This window comes from uncultured Abiotrophia sp. (genome assembly GCF_938010525.1).
Taxonomy (GTDB): Bacteria; Bacillota; Bacilli; order Lactobacillales; family Aerococcaceae; genus Abiotrophia.
This window is the reverse complement of the sequence record NZ_CALLVK010000021.1, coordinates 289,126-303,981: the sequence shown is the minus strand read 5'-3', so window position 1 is coordinate 303,981 and position 14,856 is coordinate 289,126. Positions and strand designations below refer to the sequence as shown.

Genomic DNA, 14,856 nt, shown 5'->3' with positions numbered 1-14,856 from the left:
CTTAGTTGCCTCCTTCTGTAAGATTCAAGAAGACGGATTCTAGGTCATTCTTGTGGCTACCCAGGAAGAGAAGTTCGAAGCCTTCATTTACTAGGCGTTTGGCAATTTCAGGTAGGGGCACTTCTAAGTCATAGATAGCAATTAAATCTTTGCCATCTGCTGCCACCTTATCTTGGCCTAGCCATTGGCCTAGGAAGTCCAAGGCCTTAGCATTGTCGGTTGTTTGAACCTGGTAATAGGTGCTAGCTTGATGAGCGAGTTCTTGAGAGCTAATATCGGCCACCTTACGGCCCTTGTTAACGAAGACAAAGCGTGTCGCTAGGTGCTCTAGTTCCGACAGGATATGGGAAGAAATCAAGATGGTCATGTTCTTTTCCCGATTGAGTTTCAAGAGTAACTCCCGCACATGGATAATCCCAGCAGGGTCCAAGCCGTTAATCGGCTCGTCCAGAATTAAGAGGTCTGGATCATGTAAGAGGGTTAAGGCAATGGCCAAACGTTGCTTCATCCCTAGGGAGAAGTTTTTGACTTTCTTATTGCCGGTCTTGTCCAGACCAACCAAGCTTAAGACCTCATCGATACGAGCACGGTTTTTGACCTTGCGTTGCAGGGCATAGTGAATCATATTCTTCTTGGCGCTGAGGTTATCGACGAAGGCAGGAGCTTCAATCAAGGCGCCGACGAAGTGGCGGTTGGTTAAGAGGGCCTCGTAGTCCACCGAGCCAAAGAGCTGAATGTTCTTCTCAGATGCAGGGGTTAAGCCCACGATGCTACGTAGCAGGGTGGATTTACCAGCCCCGTTGGGTCCAATAATACCGACGATTTCACCGCGCGAGACGGAGAGGTTGAAGGAATCTAAGGCCCGTTGCTTCTTATAAATCTTAGTCAGCTGACTTACTTCCAAGACAGACTCTAAGACGGATTCGGTCATGTAAATCTTCCTTTCTTAAAGGGAATCGCTATCTATAGTATAGCAAGGATACCTCTTGATTCCAAGCCAGACGGGTAGTAGGGGGGTGTGTCTGAAGCAAAAAGATAAGGATTACGGTTGACATCCAGTCAGAAAGGCGTATAATAAACTATGGAAAAAGTAACCATTACATATTTTCATAGGAGGAAGATCGAATGAAACGTAAATTATCTGCACTTTTAGCAAGCCTAGTATTATTACTTGGCTTATTGGCGCCATTGGCTCCTACTGTCTCAGCTGCTGGCAAGAAGAAGGTCATGACCACCTTCTATCCCGTTTACTACTTAGCTCAACGCATTGCCGGGGATAAGGCAGAGGTTTCCATGCTCTTAGAAGGCAACCAAGATGCCCATGACTACGAAATGAGCGCCCGCGACGCAGCCAAGGTTCAAACCAGCGACCTCTTTATCTACCAAGATGATGAGATGGAGCATTTTGTTGAAGACTTAACCAAACTCTTGGATACTGACAAGACCAAGGTTCAAAAGACAACCGAAGGCATTGAACTCCTCAAGGGCGATGCCGACCATGAAGACCACGACCATGAAGCAGAATCTGGTCAATCTGGGGAAGAACATCATGAAGAGGGCGAAGAAGGCCATCACCATGAATTTGACCCACATACTTGGATGGACCCAATGACTTACGCTAAACAAGCGGAAAATGTCAAGAAGGCGCTAGTTGCCTTAGACCCTGAAAATGCGTCCACCTATGAAACTAATGCCGCAAGCTTAACAGAAGACCTTAAGAAATTAGACCAAGAGTTTAAAGATGCAACATCTAAGTTAAGCGACAAGAACTTTGTGGTACAACACGCTGCCTTTGGCTACCTAGCCCACGCTTATGGCTTAGAACAACATGCTATTACGGGTATCTCTTCTACAGCAGAACCAAGTGCGGCTGCCTTAGCTAAGATGCAAGCCTTTGTTAAGGAACACAATACCAAGGTCATCTTTGTGGACCCATCCTTGGATGACGCCATCGCCAAGACCGTAGCATCTGCAACGGGTGCTGAGCTTCGTCCATTGCGTACCTTAGAAACCGTTAGCGCCGAAGAAATTGCGGCTGGTGCTGACTACTTCAGCCTCATGCGCGAAAACCTAGCTAACTTGACCAAGTAAGCTAGTCAAGATTAAGACACCTCAAGCAAGCGGTGGCATTGCCACTGCTTGCATTTTTTGTCCTAAGTGGTCTATAATAGGAGGAGTCAAGTGTAGCAATTACTATCCAATCAATTGCAACGCTATCGTTAGCATCCCGCTTAGCAGGAGGGACATTTTTAGCCAGCAAATTATCTGCCAAGGAGGCAAGTCATGACCCTAGTCAGTGTCAAAAACCTCTCCTTCTACTATGATCGGGAGAAGGTTCTTAATGAAGTAAACTTTGAAGTCAACCCGGGCGAGTTTGTCATTCTGACCGGGGAAAATGGGGCGGCCAAGTCCACCCTCTTGAAGAATATCCTAGGCCTACTCAAGCCAGCTTCAGGAACGGTCACGATTGCCAAGACCAATGCCCTGGGCAAGCCCTTGACTATTGGCTATGTGCCACAGAACGTCAACTCTTTTAATGCTGGCTTCCCTAGCCGGGTTCAGGAGTTTGTTGAATCTGGCCGCTATCCAAAGGGACGTTGGTTCAAGCGCCTAGATGCCCATGACAAGGAACATGTGGATCGAGCCCTATCGGCTGTCGGCATGAGCCATTTGCGCCATAAGAAAATTGGAGAATTGTCAGGCGGTCAGAAGCAACGTATCTGCCTAGCGCGGGTCTTCGCCACTGATCCGGACTTCTTCGTCTTAGATGAGCCAACCACCGGCATGGATATTGAGTCCCGGCGAGCCTTCTACCGGCTCTTACGCCATGCCTGTAAACATCACGGTAAGTCCATCCTCATGGTGACTCATGCCGACCAAGAAATTGAAGGTTTCTATACCCGAGAAATTCGACTAGTGAGAGAGGAGGGAACCCCATGGAGATGTTTCAGCTTGACTTCATCCAACGCGCACTCCTAGCAGGCCTGGCTATTTCTTGCATTACGCCTATTATCGGCCTCTTGCTGATTCTGAAGCGTCAATCCATGATGGCCGATACTTTGTCCCATATCTCCCTAGCGGGGGTAGCCTTGGGAATGATTTTGCGGGTCAGTCCAACGGTGACTACTCTACTAGTCGTCATTGTGGCCTCAATCTTACTAGAATATTTGCGGCTCATTTACCGGGACTTCTCCGAAGTGTCGGTGGCCATTATGATGGCTGGTGGTATGTCCGTGGCCTTGGTGCTTATGAATCTTAACCGCAACGCATCAAACTTTAAGATTGAGCAGTTCCTTTTTGGCTCTATTATTTTGATTTCACCTCAAGAGGTCATCTTGTTGGCCGTTCTAGCTGGCATTGTCCTAGCCCTTTATCTGTTCTTCCGTCGCCCCCTCTATGTCATGAGTTTTGATGAAGCGACGGCACATACGGCGGGTCTGCCTGTCAAGTTCATGTCCATTCTATTGTCTGTCGTGACAGGGGTGGCTATTAGTGTCATGATGCCGATTGTGGGGGCCTTACTGGTCTCGGCCCTCATTGTAATCCCGGCTGCGACAGCCATTAAGCTGTCCTCGAGTTTCAGACAGACCATTTTGATTGGCTTTGTCATTAATGTGGTAGGGATTATCGTCGGTTTGATGGCCTCTTATCATCTGAATACACCGCCAGGAGCTTCCATTACCTTAGGCTTCGTGATTTTATTTATCGTTATTTCTCTAGGTCAAGGCCTCCTTGGCTGGTGGCGAAATCGTACCTAGTTACACTTAATACTCCGATTGAGTCATTAGATTCAATCGGATTTTTAGTTTTTTATAAAATAGACAACAATGATTTGACAGTCAATAAACTATACAGAGAGTTATATATTGCGAGACTGGCGTGAGTGTTTTAGATATTTTATGAGCATATTTTTTATATAGATGCTCATGCTTAGCCTTTCTTAATGTCTAGACCTATATCTAGAAATTTCGTGCACAAGACGAATATTGTGAAAAATAACTATGGAAAATGTTCAAGTATCTGATATAATAGAGTCAAACCAAAAAGGAGTTGTGTATCATGGGTGTAGAAGCCAAGAAATTTAAACGCAATCATCGGATTGTTTTCATATGCCAGTACTTAATGGAACATCCCAATCAGCTAGTCACCTTGTCCTTCTTTGCAGATTACTTTGATTCTGCCAAGTCCTCAATCAGTGAAGATATCAACTTTGTACGCGACGTGTTTCAAGAGAATGATTTAGGGGATATTCGGACTGTAGCAGGGGTATCCGGCGGCATTATCTTCTACCCCACCATTCAAGAGCGCGACTTAAAGGATCTTTTTCATCGTGTCGCTAGGAAAATGGAGTCCGGCAAGCGGGTCCTGCCTGGAAACTATATTTATATGGGTGATGTCTTGCAAGATTCTGACATTCTTAACCGTCTAGGTAAGTTGATTGCCTCTCGTTACCAACGTAGTGGCGTGGATGCTGTTATGACCATTGAGACCAAGGGGATTGGCTTGGCAGTCGCTGTTGCTCGCTATCTCAATGTCCCTCACGTGGTGGTGCGTCGTGACTCACGTGACGCTGAAGGATCAACCATTTCTATTAGCTATCTATCTGGCTCCCTGCAAACCGTCAACAAGATGGAACTATCCAAACTAGCCTTAGCGCCTAGAAGTAAGGTTTTGGTTGTTGACGACTTCCTCCGCAATGGGGGGACTATTTTTGGTCTCTTGTCTATGCTGGAAGAATTTGAGTGTCAGTTAGCCGGTGTCTGTGTCTTTGCGGAGAATACGGACCAAGAGAAGCAAAAATTGCCACCTCACGAGTCCTTAATGAAAATTCAAATGGTCTATAACCCAGAAATCGAACATTTTGAGCTCTATTCAGAACCTGGTAGCTTCTTCCAAGACCAGGCTTTCGAGCCTTTTACCACTTCCCTCCACTAGAAAATGACAAATTGATAAAAAATGATAATTCGATTGGATATCTGCGCCTGAAATCGGTATAATAGTATCGGTAGATTACGAAATTAACGTGCCATGTCGTACGTAGTAAGCAAAGGAGTATGATGAATGGAGAATCGGATGGCAGTTATTCTAGCTGCAGGGAAGGGCACACGCATGAAATCTTCCCTCTATAAGGTGCTACACCCCGTGTGTGGTTTGCCTATGGTAGCCCATGTGGTGCGAGCGGTTGAAGCCAGCGGTGTCAATCAAATCGTCACCATCGTGGGGCATGGAGCGGAAGCTGTACAAGCCTACTTGGGCGATAAGTCTAGCTATGCCTTACAGGCAGAACAACTAGGGACAGGCCACGCAGTCTTACAGGCAGAAGCTGCCTTGGGACATTTAGCGGGCAGCACTCTGGTGATTTGTGGTGATACACCGCTCTTAACTGCTGAGACTCTATCGGCCCTTTTTGACTATCATCAAGCACAGGGAGCAGGGGCAACCATTTTGACCGCTGTTACCGAAGACGCGACAGGTTACGGACGGATTGTCCGTGACGCTGAGGGACAAGTTCTGAAGATTGTGGAACAGAAGGATGCCACAGAGCAAGAGGCGCTGATTCGTGAATTCAACACGGGGACCTATGTCTTCGACAATCAATTATTGTTTGATTGCCTCAAACGTGTCGGCAACGACAACGCCCAAGGCGAATATTACTTGCCGGATGTCATTGCTCTAGCCCGTCAAGCAGGTCGGACTGTAGCTGCTTACGTTATGGCAGATGAGACCGAAGCCATTGGGGTTAACGACCGAGTAGCCCTAGCGGAAGCGACCCAATCTATGCGCCGTCGCATTAATGAATATCATATGCGCCAAGGCGTGACCATGATAGATCCAGCTTCAACCTATATTGAAGCCGATGTGGTCATTGGTTCAGATACCATTTTGGAAGCTAATGTTAGCCTCAAGGGCCAAACCCGTATTGGGGCTCAGTGCCAAATCGGAGCCAATACTGAAATCCATGACAGCCAATTAGCGGATGGCGTCTCTGTGACCCAATCCGTCATCGAGTCTTCAACTGTCGCCACTGGCGCGACCGTAGGGCCATTTGCCCACTTGCGGCCAAACAGCCACCTAGGCCAAGATGTTCATATCGGTAACTTCGTCGAAGTCAAGAACTCTACCTTAGGAGCAGGCGTCAAGTCAGGCCACCTAACCTATATTGGCGATGCTGACCTAGGTCGCGATATCAATATCGGTTGTGGCACCATCTTCGTCAACTATGACGGCAAGAAGAAGCACCGTTCAACTGTAGGTGACCAAGCCTTTATCGGCTGTAATGCTAACATTGTCTCACCAGTCAAGATTGGCGACCAAACCTTTATTGCGGCGGGCACAACCGTGACGCGCGATGTGCCAGATCAAGCCTTGGCTATTTCCCGTGTCAAGCAAGATAACATTCCCAACTATTGGCAAAAATTTAGCAAAAAGTAATTTTTAGGAGGAACCATTGTGGGTAAACATTATAAAGATCCGAAGTTGAAGATTTTCTCTTTGAGTTCAAACCGTCCTTTGGCAGAGAAGATTGCAGAGGCAGTTGGTTTAGAACTAGGGAAAATTAGTATTTCGCGTTTTTCAGACGGTGAAGTCAAGGTCAACGTGGAAGAAAGTATTCGGGGGGCGCACGTCTACATCGTGCAGTCGACTTCTGACCCAGTCAACGACAACTTGATGGAACTCTTGATTATGATTGATGCTTTACGACGGGCAAGTGCCAAGACCATTAACGTGGTGATGCCTTACTACGGCTATGCGCGTCAAGAACGTAAGGCTCAGTCGCGTGAACCAATTACCGCTAAATTAGTTGCTAACATGATTACTATTGCCGGGGCAGACCGTGTCTTAACCTTAGACTTGCATGCACCGCAAATTCAAGGCTTCTTCGATATCCCAGTGGACCACTTAATTGGGGTACCACTCTTGGCTGACTATTTCTTAGAAAAAGGCCTCTTCGGGGAAGATGTCGTGGTTGTTTCTCCTGACCACGGTGGGGTAGTGCGGGCCCGTAAATTGGCCGACTTCCTCAAGTCGCCGATTGCCATTATCGACAAACGCCGTCCGCGTCCTAATGTCTCTGAAGTCATGAACATTATCGGGGATGTCGCTGGCAAGAAATGTATCATTATCGATGACATGATTGATACCGCAGGGACCATTACCTTAGCGGCAGCCGCCCTCCTAGATAAGGGTGCTGATTCCGTCTATGCTTGCTGTACCCACGCTGTCCTATCTGGTCCAGCTGTCGAGCGCTTAGATGAATCTGAAATCAAAGAAGTCATCGTGACCGACTCTATCCAACAACCAGAAGGTCGCCACTTAGACAAACTCCAAACGATTTCTGTCGGCACCTTAGTCGGGGAAGCTATCAAGCGTATCCACGAAAACCGTTCAGTAAGTCCACTCTTCCAAGAAAAATTTAAGTTGGAAGATTTAAGCAAGGAAGACTAATCCTATTCCAGTCTAGAAAGGAAGAACCCCATGAAACAATTCTTCAAGAAAATGGCCGCTCTTTTGATGGCCCTGACCCTGATTTTCATCTCCTTACCTAAAGTACAAGCAGAAGATTTAGCAATCTCTGAACTTTTAGGCCGTAGCTATGAAGCCTACCGCGGCCTCAAGAGCTTCCACACCCAAGGGACGCTCAAGGCTGCCATTGATCGTCAGACCCAACATATGGACCTAGGCCAAGTGCAAGTCGATGGCTATGTCGATATCCAAAACCTAAACGTTGATCTGAAAATGGTCATTGATTCAATTTTCCTGCCGCAATTCCGCAATGTTCGTTGGGGTGTCAAGGATAATCAAACCTTCTATGAAATTGATGATCGCATTGCCCAAGTGGAAGATACTAGCGCGGAAAAAGCTGATTTTAAGAGAACTTTAGAGCGTGAAGGTTTCAACTTCCCTGCTAAAGACGAAGTCGTTAAGGCTTTGGCTCAACATGATGAGCTAATCAAGCAAATTTTCAAGCTCACTGAGACAGATAGCGAGTATGTACTTAGTCTTCGCGATGATATTGATGCCAAGAAACTCTTCGATGATAACAAGGCTGCTTTGGATGAATTTAAGCAACGAATCTATGATGAGATGGAAGAGCGTGGCGAAAAAGTGTCGCCAAGCTACAAGGCACAAGTTGACCGTTTCTACAGTGCTGAAACCTTAAGCAAGTTCTTGGAAAGCAAGCCAGTTTATGAAGTTCACTTTGCTAAGGATAGCTACCTGGTGACATCTTATAAGGTGGAAGTGACCTTGCGCTTCACAGACTTCCTAGATAGCAAAGAAGTTGAACAATTTGGTCTCTATAGCTTCTACTACAACGCAGAAATGACCTTCGACGGCTTCAACGAGAGCCGCGAGATTAGAGTGCCAGAAGAAAAATTACCTGGTTCAGAGTCTGAGTCAAGTCGCTTGACAGAATCAAGTGAAGACAGCTCTTCAAGTTCTGCTTCCGAATAAGGACAATTTTCTAGCAGCCCCTAGGGGCTGCTTTTTTTGTAGACCCAAGGCCAGGGACGAACTTTCCTTGCTTTAGACCCTGTGTTTTGTTCGGAATAAAGGGCTTTTTCTCGGTCTAAAGTATGAAATTTATATGAAATCGAGGGCTTTTGGTTGTAATTTAAGCTGAGCGCGTTATAATAGGAACATGTAAAATCTTTTACGTAAAGGAGAATGATGATGAAATCCATCAAGAAATTTTTTGCTGTAACAGCTGTAGCTGCTACTGTATTCGCTACTACCCCTGCTACTACTGCTCACGCTGTAGGTTTGAATGAACTCTTCAGCAAAGCAGATGCAGCTTTGAAGACTGTGAAGTCTGTAGAATTGAAAGGTGACTTAGCTGTTGCTTTTGACCAAAACGGGACTAAAGTTAACTTCGCTAACGTTAACTTTGAAACAGAGTTAGACTTAGAGAACGTTCAAGGTGAAGGTAAAGTTGAGATTGCAAGCCAATTGTCTCCATCTGCTCAGAAACAAGCTTTCCAATTGAAAGATGACACCTTATCAACTCAAACTGGCGATAAAGATTGGACAAAGGCAGACTACTCTGCGCAACGTAACCAATTCAAGACAGCTCTCCAAAACGCAATGAAAGAAGCATACAAGGATTTAACTCCTGAACAAGAAGCTACTTTAGGTCAATACTTTGAAATCAAAGAAGACGGCGAAGACTATGTTTACGCCCTCAAACAAGGCATCGACGGGAAGAAATTCTACGAAGATAACAAAGCAACCTTCGAACGCGTTAAGGAGCAAGCTTTAAAACAATCAGAAGCTAACGGTCAATCTGTATCTGATCAACAAAAAGCAACCTTCGACAAGCTTTTCAGCGCTGATACCATGGAAAAATTCTTTGCATCAAACCCTAAAGTAGAAATTCGTTACAACAAATCTACTTTCTTAGTTTCTAAGGTTACCCTTGATGTTAACTTGAAACCTGCTGACTTCTTACCAGCTCAATCAGCTCAAGGTGCACCAGGCAATATCGCTGTGCAAGCTAACTTAGAAGCTAAAGACTACAACCAACCAATCGAATTAGAAAACCACTAATCTGTCATAAAAGCACCCTTAGGGGTGCTTTTTTAATGGCTTTTTGACTGCAGAAAAAGAAAAAACGAAAGAAATTCTACTTTTGTCTAACTTTTTGTGCGTAAAGACTTGAAGTCTGGCTCTTAAAGTGTTAGCATAATATTATCAGGTGCTTGCCTAGGCAAACCCTGGAATGTAACTGCGACTATGAGGAGGAATGAAAATGAAAAAATTAGTCAAAGTATTAGTTGTTCTCTTGGCTTTCTTTAGCCAATTACCTTTCGCTGCAGCACAAGATGCCGCACCATCTTTCGTTGATTTGATGACCCAAGCCAACGAAGCAGCACTCAAGTTGGAGACTTTCCACTTGGAATCTAGCCTGTCCGTTATTGGTACTACTAAGACTACACCACGTAGTTTAACGGCTAACCTAAAAGGTGACGTGGATGTTAAGAATGCTGAGCTCCAAGGTTCACTTGATTTACAAGTGCCACCAACTACCAATGGCCAATTTGAGGCAGTGGTAAAAGGTGCTAAAGCCTTCTTCCGTGAAGGAGACAATGACTGGCATGTATCAGATGTTTCCGTCAACAAACAAGAATTCCAAAAAGCTTATGCCAAGTTTTTAGAAGTAGCTAAGACAAATTCTGAGTTAGACAAAGAATTTAATACAGCTCTTTCTGAATTATTCAATGTAGAGGCAAAGGATGACGAATATCAACTTTCCCTCAAACAAAACATTGACGGTGCTAAGTTCTATCAAGATCACGAAGCACTCTTTAAGAAATTACAACAAGCGGCTTTAGACCAAGCTAAACAAGCAGGTCAAAACGTTAGCGAAGATAGCTTCAGCAAGGTCTTCACTGCTGATAACTTCAAGAAGTTCTTCGAATTGAACCCTAGCTTGGTAGTAAGCTATGACAAAGAAACTCACTTCGTCAAAGCTTTCAACCTTGTCCTTCATGTAGACGTGGCTCAAGTAAATCCTAAATTGGCTGAGGGCGACGACGCACCACAAACAGTGGATGTGACTTTCTCTGTGACTGTAAGCAACCACAACCAACCAGTTGATATCAAGGAACCTGAAGCAGGGGCTGGCAATGCTAATTCCGCTTCATCTTCTGAAGAATAAGCAAGCTATAAGGCTAGGACTTTGTCCTAGCTTTTTTCTTGTCTAGCATTTATTTTAGCGTCAAAAGTGCTCAGGATTGCTTGTCCTCTAAGCCTTAAGGTATAATGAAGGGGTAGATGAATCCTGGAGGGATAATATGAATATCAAAGCAATTGCTAAGGAAGTCTTAGAATTCCTGATTTACTTAATTATTATGGTGGCAGCAGTTATCGCCTTGCGTCATTTTGTGGTGGAGTCTTTCCGTGTGGATGGTCATTCCATGGACTATACCTTACAGCATGACGAGCGCCTCTTCATGTGGAAATTAGCCAAAATTGAACGCTTCGACGTGGTAGTTATTAAGGCGCCAAGCGACCCTAGCAAACGCTATATCAAGCGTGTCATTGGGGTGCCGGGTGATACCATTGAAGTGCGCGACGACAAACTCTACCTCAATGGCGTCGCTACTGACGAGCCTTACTTAGCCGAGAAGGTTAAGGAATACCAGGCAGCCAATCCAAATGGCAACTTCACGCAAAACTTCACCCTAGCACAAGTAGCCGGGGCTAGCACAGTGCCAGAAGGTAAATACTTCGTCTTAGGTGACAACCGTCAGAACTCCCTGGACGGTCGTTCCTTTGGCTTTATTGATGCCAACACGGTTGAAGGGGAAGCCGATGTCAGCTATTGGCCTTTAAATCGCCTAGGCTTCTTGCAAAAGTATAAATTAAATGATGCGGGACAAATTGTGAACCGCTAAGTGAGTCAGGTCCAGGGACGCCAGTCCCGGACCTTTTTTGATGCCAGAAGCCAGTCGAAGACAGCTTGACAAAGGACCTAAAAATGCGTATATTTATAGCTGTAAATAGACTAGTACAGTCCCTATGGTTTTAGAGAGTGCGTCCTTGGCTGGAAGATGCATACCCTCTGGCGGATTGGAACCTACTATTGAATAGAACAAGTGGGTTGGCCTCCTTATCGGCTATAAGTTGGCCGGCGCCTATGTCGGCAAACAAGGTGGTACCGCGGAGTGACTGTGCTTCGTCCTTGATTAAGGATGAGGCACAGTCACGATTTTTTGTAAGGAGGTTTACCAGATGGTAACAAGACAGGAAGATTTCTCAAAATGGTATTTACAAACCATTCAACAAGCGGATTTAATGGACTACTCGCCAGTGCGAGGCTGTATGATTTTTAAGCCAGACGGCTATGAAATCTGGGAACATATCCAAAAAGCGATGGATGCTCGTTTCAAGCAAGAAGGCATCCGTAACGCCTACTTCCCAATGTTAATTCCTGAGTCTTTCTTCAACAAGGAGAAGGATCACATCGAAGGCTTTAGCCCAGAATTACCATGGGTAACGGAAGCAGCCGGTGAGAAATTAGAAGAACGTTTGGCCTTACGTCCAACTTCTGAAACCATTATTGGGGATGCCTTCTCCAACTGGATCCAGTCCTACCGTGACCTACCACTCGAAATCAACCAATGGGCTAACGTGTTCCGTTGGGAGAAGAAGACCTTACCATTCTTGCGGACCTCTGAGTTCCTCTGGCAAGAAGGCCATACAGCCCACGCCGACGGTCAAGAAGCCTTGGACCGTACTATGCGTATGCTCCAAATCTATAAGGAAGTCGTGGAAGGTGTCTTGGCTGTGCCAGTAGTAGACGGTGAGAAAACACCTTCTGAGCGCTTTGCCGGGGCTGTTAGCACCTTCTCGATTGAAGCCATGATGCAAGACGGTAAGGCCGTTCAAGCCGGGACTTCCCACTACATGGGGACTAAGTTTGCGGAGGCTTTCGACATTCGTTACCTCAATACAGATAACGAGCACGTTTATGCGCACACTAGCTCCTTCGGGGTATCCACTCGCTTGATTGGGGCTATGATTATGACTCACGGTGACGACAAGGGCTTGGTCTTGCCACCAGCAGTGGCCCCAACTCAAGTAGTCTTCGTTCCAGTAGGTCCATGGCAAAAGAACCCAGCCATTCTGGACAAAATCCATGAATTACAGGCACAACTTAAAGCTGCAGGTATCCGTTGCCGCCTAGACGACAGCAACAACTCGCCAGGTTTCAAATTCAATGAATGGGAACTTCGTGGGGTGCCAGTTCGGATTGAGTGTGGTCCACGCGACTTAGAAAATGAGCAAGTCATGATGAAGGCTCGCGACTTAGATGAGAAGGTAGCCGTGCCATTTGACAACTTCTTGGCGAGCGTTCAAGCGGAATTGACTGGCTTGCAAGGGCGACTCTTAGAAAAGGCGCGCCAAATGAACCAAGCCAACTACTATACGGACATCAATAGCTTAGACGAGCTCAAGGCCCACATCGAAAGCAAGCGAGCAGCTGGCCAAGTGCCTGGTTGGGTGTTAGCAGGTTGGGATGGCACCGAAGAGAGCGAAGCCAAGATTAAGGAAGAAACAGGCTTCACCACGCGTAACATTCCATTTGCAGGTCAAGTGCCAGAGAAAGCAACCTGTATCGTGACAGGCCAACCGGCTAAACACACCGTATGGTTGGCGCGGGCCTACTAAGAAAGAAGGAAGCTAAGATGGAGGCTAAGTTTTGCCGCGAATCACGAGCGGTGCAAACCCACCGTATCCTACCTTTCCATTGTAATATGCACCAAACCCTCTATGGCGGTCAGCTCATGGAATTCATTGATAACTGTGCCAGTATTACAGTGTCCCGCCATACGCGCAGTCTCTGTGTGACGGCCTCGATGGACCAGCTCAACTTTATCCGGCCTCTGCACTTGTCTGACTCCGTCTGTGTGGAAACCATTGTCACAGGTACCGGCCGTACCTCGGTCGAAGTCTTTGCCAAGGTAGTAGGGGAACGACTTGAGACGGGGGAACGCTATCTAGCAGCGACAGCCTTCCTAACCTTTGTGGCCATCGATGAGATGGGGGCCTCAGTTGAGGTCGCCCCTATTCAGCCAGAGGGCCCAGAGGAAATCTTCGTCTGCGCCGGTTACCCTGAACGCCAGACCAAACGCATGGCCGAACGCCAAGCATCGGCTCAATTCCAGTCAGGCCTCAACTTGGATTTTCCCTGGGATATCCACTAAGGCCTGTCTGATGCCGGGTGCTAGCTTTTCTAGCTAAGGACAAATTTATTCTTTACATTTGGCAGAGAATTAGGTATGATATTAGTGTTGCACCGAGTGCAGACAAATAACTCTAGACTAGCAAATAGCCTAGGGCAGAAAGGAAGTTCATAAATGAGACCAGATATTCATCCAAACTACCAACCAGTTGTCTTCATGGACACTACTACTGGTTACAAATTCTTGTCAGGTTCAACGAAAACTTCTAACGAAACGGTTGAGTGGGAAGATGGCAACACTTACCCATTAATCCGCGTGGAAATTTCGTCTGATTCACATCCATTCTACACTGGGCGTCAAAAATTCACCCAAGCAGATGGTCGTGTGGACCGCTTCAACAAGAAGTACGGCTTCAACAAATAAGCCACTATTCTATCCACAGAAGACTAAGAGCCCCTCGGGGCTCTTTTTTGATTTTACTTAACAATCTTTCGCAAAGCGTGACAAGACAAGGTTTTTGGCTTATAATAGAGGACGAGACTAAAATTCGAAAGGATGTTTTTTTATGAGTACATTATGGACTGTTTTAGGGATTATTGCTGGGATTGTGGTCCTATTAGTAGTCTTCTGGGCATCTGTCTACAACCGTTTAGTTCGTTTACGTAACTGGTCTGAAGAGAGCTTCAGCCAAGTAGACGTGCAACTCCAACGTCGTAACGACTTAATTCCAAACTTAGTGGAAACAGTCAAAGGTTACTCTAAACACGAGAGTGAAACCTTAGATGCCGTAGTGAAGGCACGTCAACAAATCGTCAACTTGCCAATGGATGCAACACCTGAGCAAAAGAACGAATTATCAAACCAATTGACAGGCGCTTTATCACGTTTATTGGCTGTAGCAGAAGCTTATCCTGAGCTCAAAGCTAACCAAAACTACTTAGACTTACAACGTAGCTTGGAAGAAACCGAAGACTTGATTGCCAAAGCACGTCAAATCTACAACTCAAGCATTGGCCAATACAACACTGGGATCCAAACCTTCCCTAACAGCTTGGTAGCTGGCTTAAGTGGCTTTGCACCAAAAGCTTACCTACAAGCACCAGCTGAAGCGAAAGAAGCACCAAAAGTAAGCTTCTAAGTCTAAACTTGCTCCCATTATATTATTGAC

15 protein-coding genes are annotated in these 14,856 nt (G+C 46.0%); 14 read left to right on the top strand and 1 reads right to left on the bottom strand.

Annotated elements, in window-relative coordinates; genetic code table 11:
- Window position 1: 1 nt before the first annotated feature.
- The gene (locus tag Q0339_RS06020; protein ID WP_298077915.1) at window positions 2-931 is read right to left on the bottom strand and encodes an ABC transporter ATP-binding protein; all 930 of its coding nucleotides are present in this window, start codon (window positions 929-931) and stop codon (window positions 2-4) included.
- Window positions 932-1,125: 194 nt separating this feature from the next.
- On the opposite strand from Q0339_RS06020, the gene Q0339_RS06015 reads away from it, so the two are divergent.
- From Q0339_RS06015 to Q0339_RS05950, 14 genes are all read left to right on the top strand, one after another.
- Complete coding sequence (locus Q0339_RS06015; RefSeq protein ID WP_298077914.1) at window positions 1,126-2,091, top strand: zinc ABC transporter substrate-binding protein; 966 nt, start codon at window positions 1,126-1,128, stop codon at window positions 2,089-2,091.
- 192 nt (window positions 2,092-2,283) lie between these two features.
- On the top strand, window positions 2,284-2,979 hold the full coding sequence (locus Q0339_RS06010) for a metal ABC transporter ATP-binding protein (RefSeq protein WP_298077913.1): 696 nt from the start codon (window positions 2,284-2,286) through the stop codon (window positions 2,977-2,979).
- Entirely contained in the window at window positions 2,937-3,758 is an 822-nt protein-coding gene (locus Q0339_RS06005) for a metal ABC transporter permease (RefSeq protein ID WP_298077912.1), read from the top strand. The genes Q0339_RS06010 and Q0339_RS06005 overlap by 43 nt, the downstream gene beginning before the upstream one ends.
- A 301-nt stretch (window positions 3,759-4,059) precedes the next feature.
- On the top strand, window positions 4,060-4,935 hold the full coding sequence (gene purR, locus Q0339_RS06000) for a pur operon repressor (RefSeq protein WP_291430784.1): 876 nt from the start codon (window positions 4,060-4,062) through the stop codon (window positions 4,933-4,935).
- Window positions 4,936-5,061: 126 nt separating this feature from the next.
- Window positions 5,062-6,432: a bifunctional UDP-N-acetylglucosamine diphosphorylase/glucosamine-1-phosphate N-acetyltransferase GlmU gene (glmU, locus tag Q0339_RS05995; protein WP_070756210.1), complete on the top strand. Its 1,371-nt coding sequence runs from the start codon at window positions 5,062-5,064 to the stop codon at window positions 6,430-6,432.
- Window positions 6,433-6,450: 18 nt separating this feature from the next.
- Window positions 6,451-7,446, top strand: a complete 996-nt coding sequence (locus Q0339_RS05990) for a ribose-phosphate diphosphokinase (protein WP_291427367.1) — start codon at window positions 6,451-6,453, stop codon at window positions 7,444-7,446.
- Window positions 7,447-7,476: 30 nt separating this feature from the next.
- Window positions 7,477-8,454 (top strand): hypothetical protein, encoded by a 978-nt coding sequence (locus Q0339_RS05985; RefSeq protein ID WP_291430781.1) that lies wholly within the window; start codon window positions 7,477-7,479, stop codon window positions 8,452-8,454.
- A gap of 219 nt (window positions 8,455-8,673) precedes the next feature.
- Window positions 8,674-9,546 (top strand): hypothetical protein, encoded by an 873-nt coding sequence (locus Q0339_RS05980; RefSeq protein WP_070756213.1) that lies wholly within the window; start codon window positions 8,674-8,676, stop codon window positions 9,544-9,546.
- Window positions 9,547-9,748: 202 nt separating this feature from the next.
- Window positions 9,749-10,657 (top strand): hypothetical protein, encoded by a 909-nt coding sequence (locus tag Q0339_RS05975; RefSeq protein WP_298077911.1) that lies wholly within the window; start codon window positions 9,749-9,751, stop codon window positions 10,655-10,657.
- Between the two features lie 136 nt (window positions 10,658-10,793).
- Complete coding sequence (gene lepB, locus Q0339_RS05970) at window positions 10,794-11,396, top strand: signal peptidase I (RefSeq protein ID WP_298077910.1); 603 nt, start codon at window positions 10,794-10,796, stop codon at window positions 11,394-11,396.
- A 337-nt stretch (window positions 11,397-11,733) separates the two neighbouring features.
- Window positions 11,734-13,173: a proline--tRNA ligase gene (proS, locus tag Q0339_RS05965; protein WP_298077909.1), complete on the top strand. Its 1,440-nt coding sequence runs from the start codon at window positions 11,734-11,736 to the stop codon at window positions 13,171-13,173.
- 17 nt (window positions 13,174-13,190) lie between these two features.
- Complete coding sequence (locus tag Q0339_RS05960; RefSeq protein WP_298077908.1) at window positions 13,191-13,709, top strand: acyl-CoA thioesterase; 519 nt, start codon at window positions 13,191-13,193, stop codon at window positions 13,707-13,709.
- Window positions 13,710-13,862: 153 nt separating this feature from the next.
- Window positions 13,863-14,111, top strand: coding sequence for a type B 50S ribosomal protein L31 (locus tag Q0339_RS05955; RefSeq protein WP_023391311.1), 249 nt, complete (start codon window positions 13,863-13,865; stop codon window positions 14,109-14,111).
- Window positions 14,112-14,253: 142 nt separating this feature from the next.
- A complete protein-coding gene (locus Q0339_RS05950; protein ID WP_070756217.1) occupies window positions 14,254-14,826 on the top strand; it encodes a LemA family protein in 573 nt (190 codons plus the stop codon).
- Window positions 14,827-14,856: the final 30 nt, after the last annotated feature.

What these genes read in the sequence shown, in the direction of transcription:
- Q0339_RS06020 (WP_298077915.1), bottom strand. Translation starts at nt 931, where the DNA reads ATGACCGAATCCGTCTTAGAGTCTGTCTTGGAAGTAAGTCAGCTGACT.
- Q0339_RS06015 (WP_298077914.1), top strand. Translation starts at nt 1,126, where the DNA reads ATGAAACGTAAATTATCTGCACTTTTAGCAAGCCTAGTATTATTACTT.
- Q0339_RS06010 (WP_298077913.1), top strand. Translation starts at nt 2,284, where the DNA reads ATGACCCTAGTCAGTGTCAAAAACCTCTCCTTCTACTATGATCGGGAG.
- Q0339_RS06005 (WP_298077912.1), top strand. Translation starts at nt 2,937, where the DNA reads ATGGAGATGTTTCAGCTTGACTTCATCCAACGCGCACTCCTAGCAGGC.
- purR (WP_291430784.1), top strand. Translation starts at nt 4,060, where the DNA reads ATGGGTGTAGAAGCCAAGAAATTTAAACGCAATCATCGGATTGTTTTC.
- glmU (WP_070756210.1), top strand. Translation starts at nt 5,062, where the DNA reads ATGGAGAATCGGATGGCAGTTATTCTAGCTGCAGGGAAGGGCACACGC.
- Q0339_RS05985 (WP_291430781.1), top strand. Translation starts at nt 7,477, where the DNA reads ATGAAACAATTCTTCAAGAAAATGGCCGCTCTTTTGATGGCCCTGACC.
- Q0339_RS05980 (WP_070756213.1), top strand. Translation starts at nt 8,674, where the DNA reads ATGAAATCCATCAAGAAATTTTTTGCTGTAACAGCTGTAGCTGCTACT.
- Q0339_RS05975 (WP_298077911.1), top strand. Translation starts at nt 9,749, where the DNA reads ATGAAAAAATTAGTCAAAGTATTAGTTGTTCTCTTGGCTTTCTTTAGC.
- lepB (WP_298077910.1), top strand. Translation starts at nt 10,794, where the DNA reads ATGAATATCAAAGCAATTGCTAAGGAAGTCTTAGAATTCCTGATTTAC.
- proS (WP_298077909.1), top strand. Translation starts at nt 11,734, where the DNA reads ATGGTAACAAGACAGGAAGATTTCTCAAAATGGTATTTACAAACCATT.
- Q0339_RS05960 (WP_298077908.1), top strand. Translation starts at nt 13,191, where the DNA reads ATGGAGGCTAAGTTTTGCCGCGAATCACGAGCGGTGCAAACCCACCGT.
- Q0339_RS05955 (WP_023391311.1), top strand. Translation starts at nt 13,863, where the DNA reads ATGAGACCAGATATTCATCCAAACTACCAACCAGTTGTCTTCATGGAC.
- Q0339_RS05950 (WP_070756217.1), top strand. Translation starts at nt 14,254, where the DNA reads ATGAGTACATTATGGACTGTTTTAGGGATTATTGCTGGGATTGTGGTC.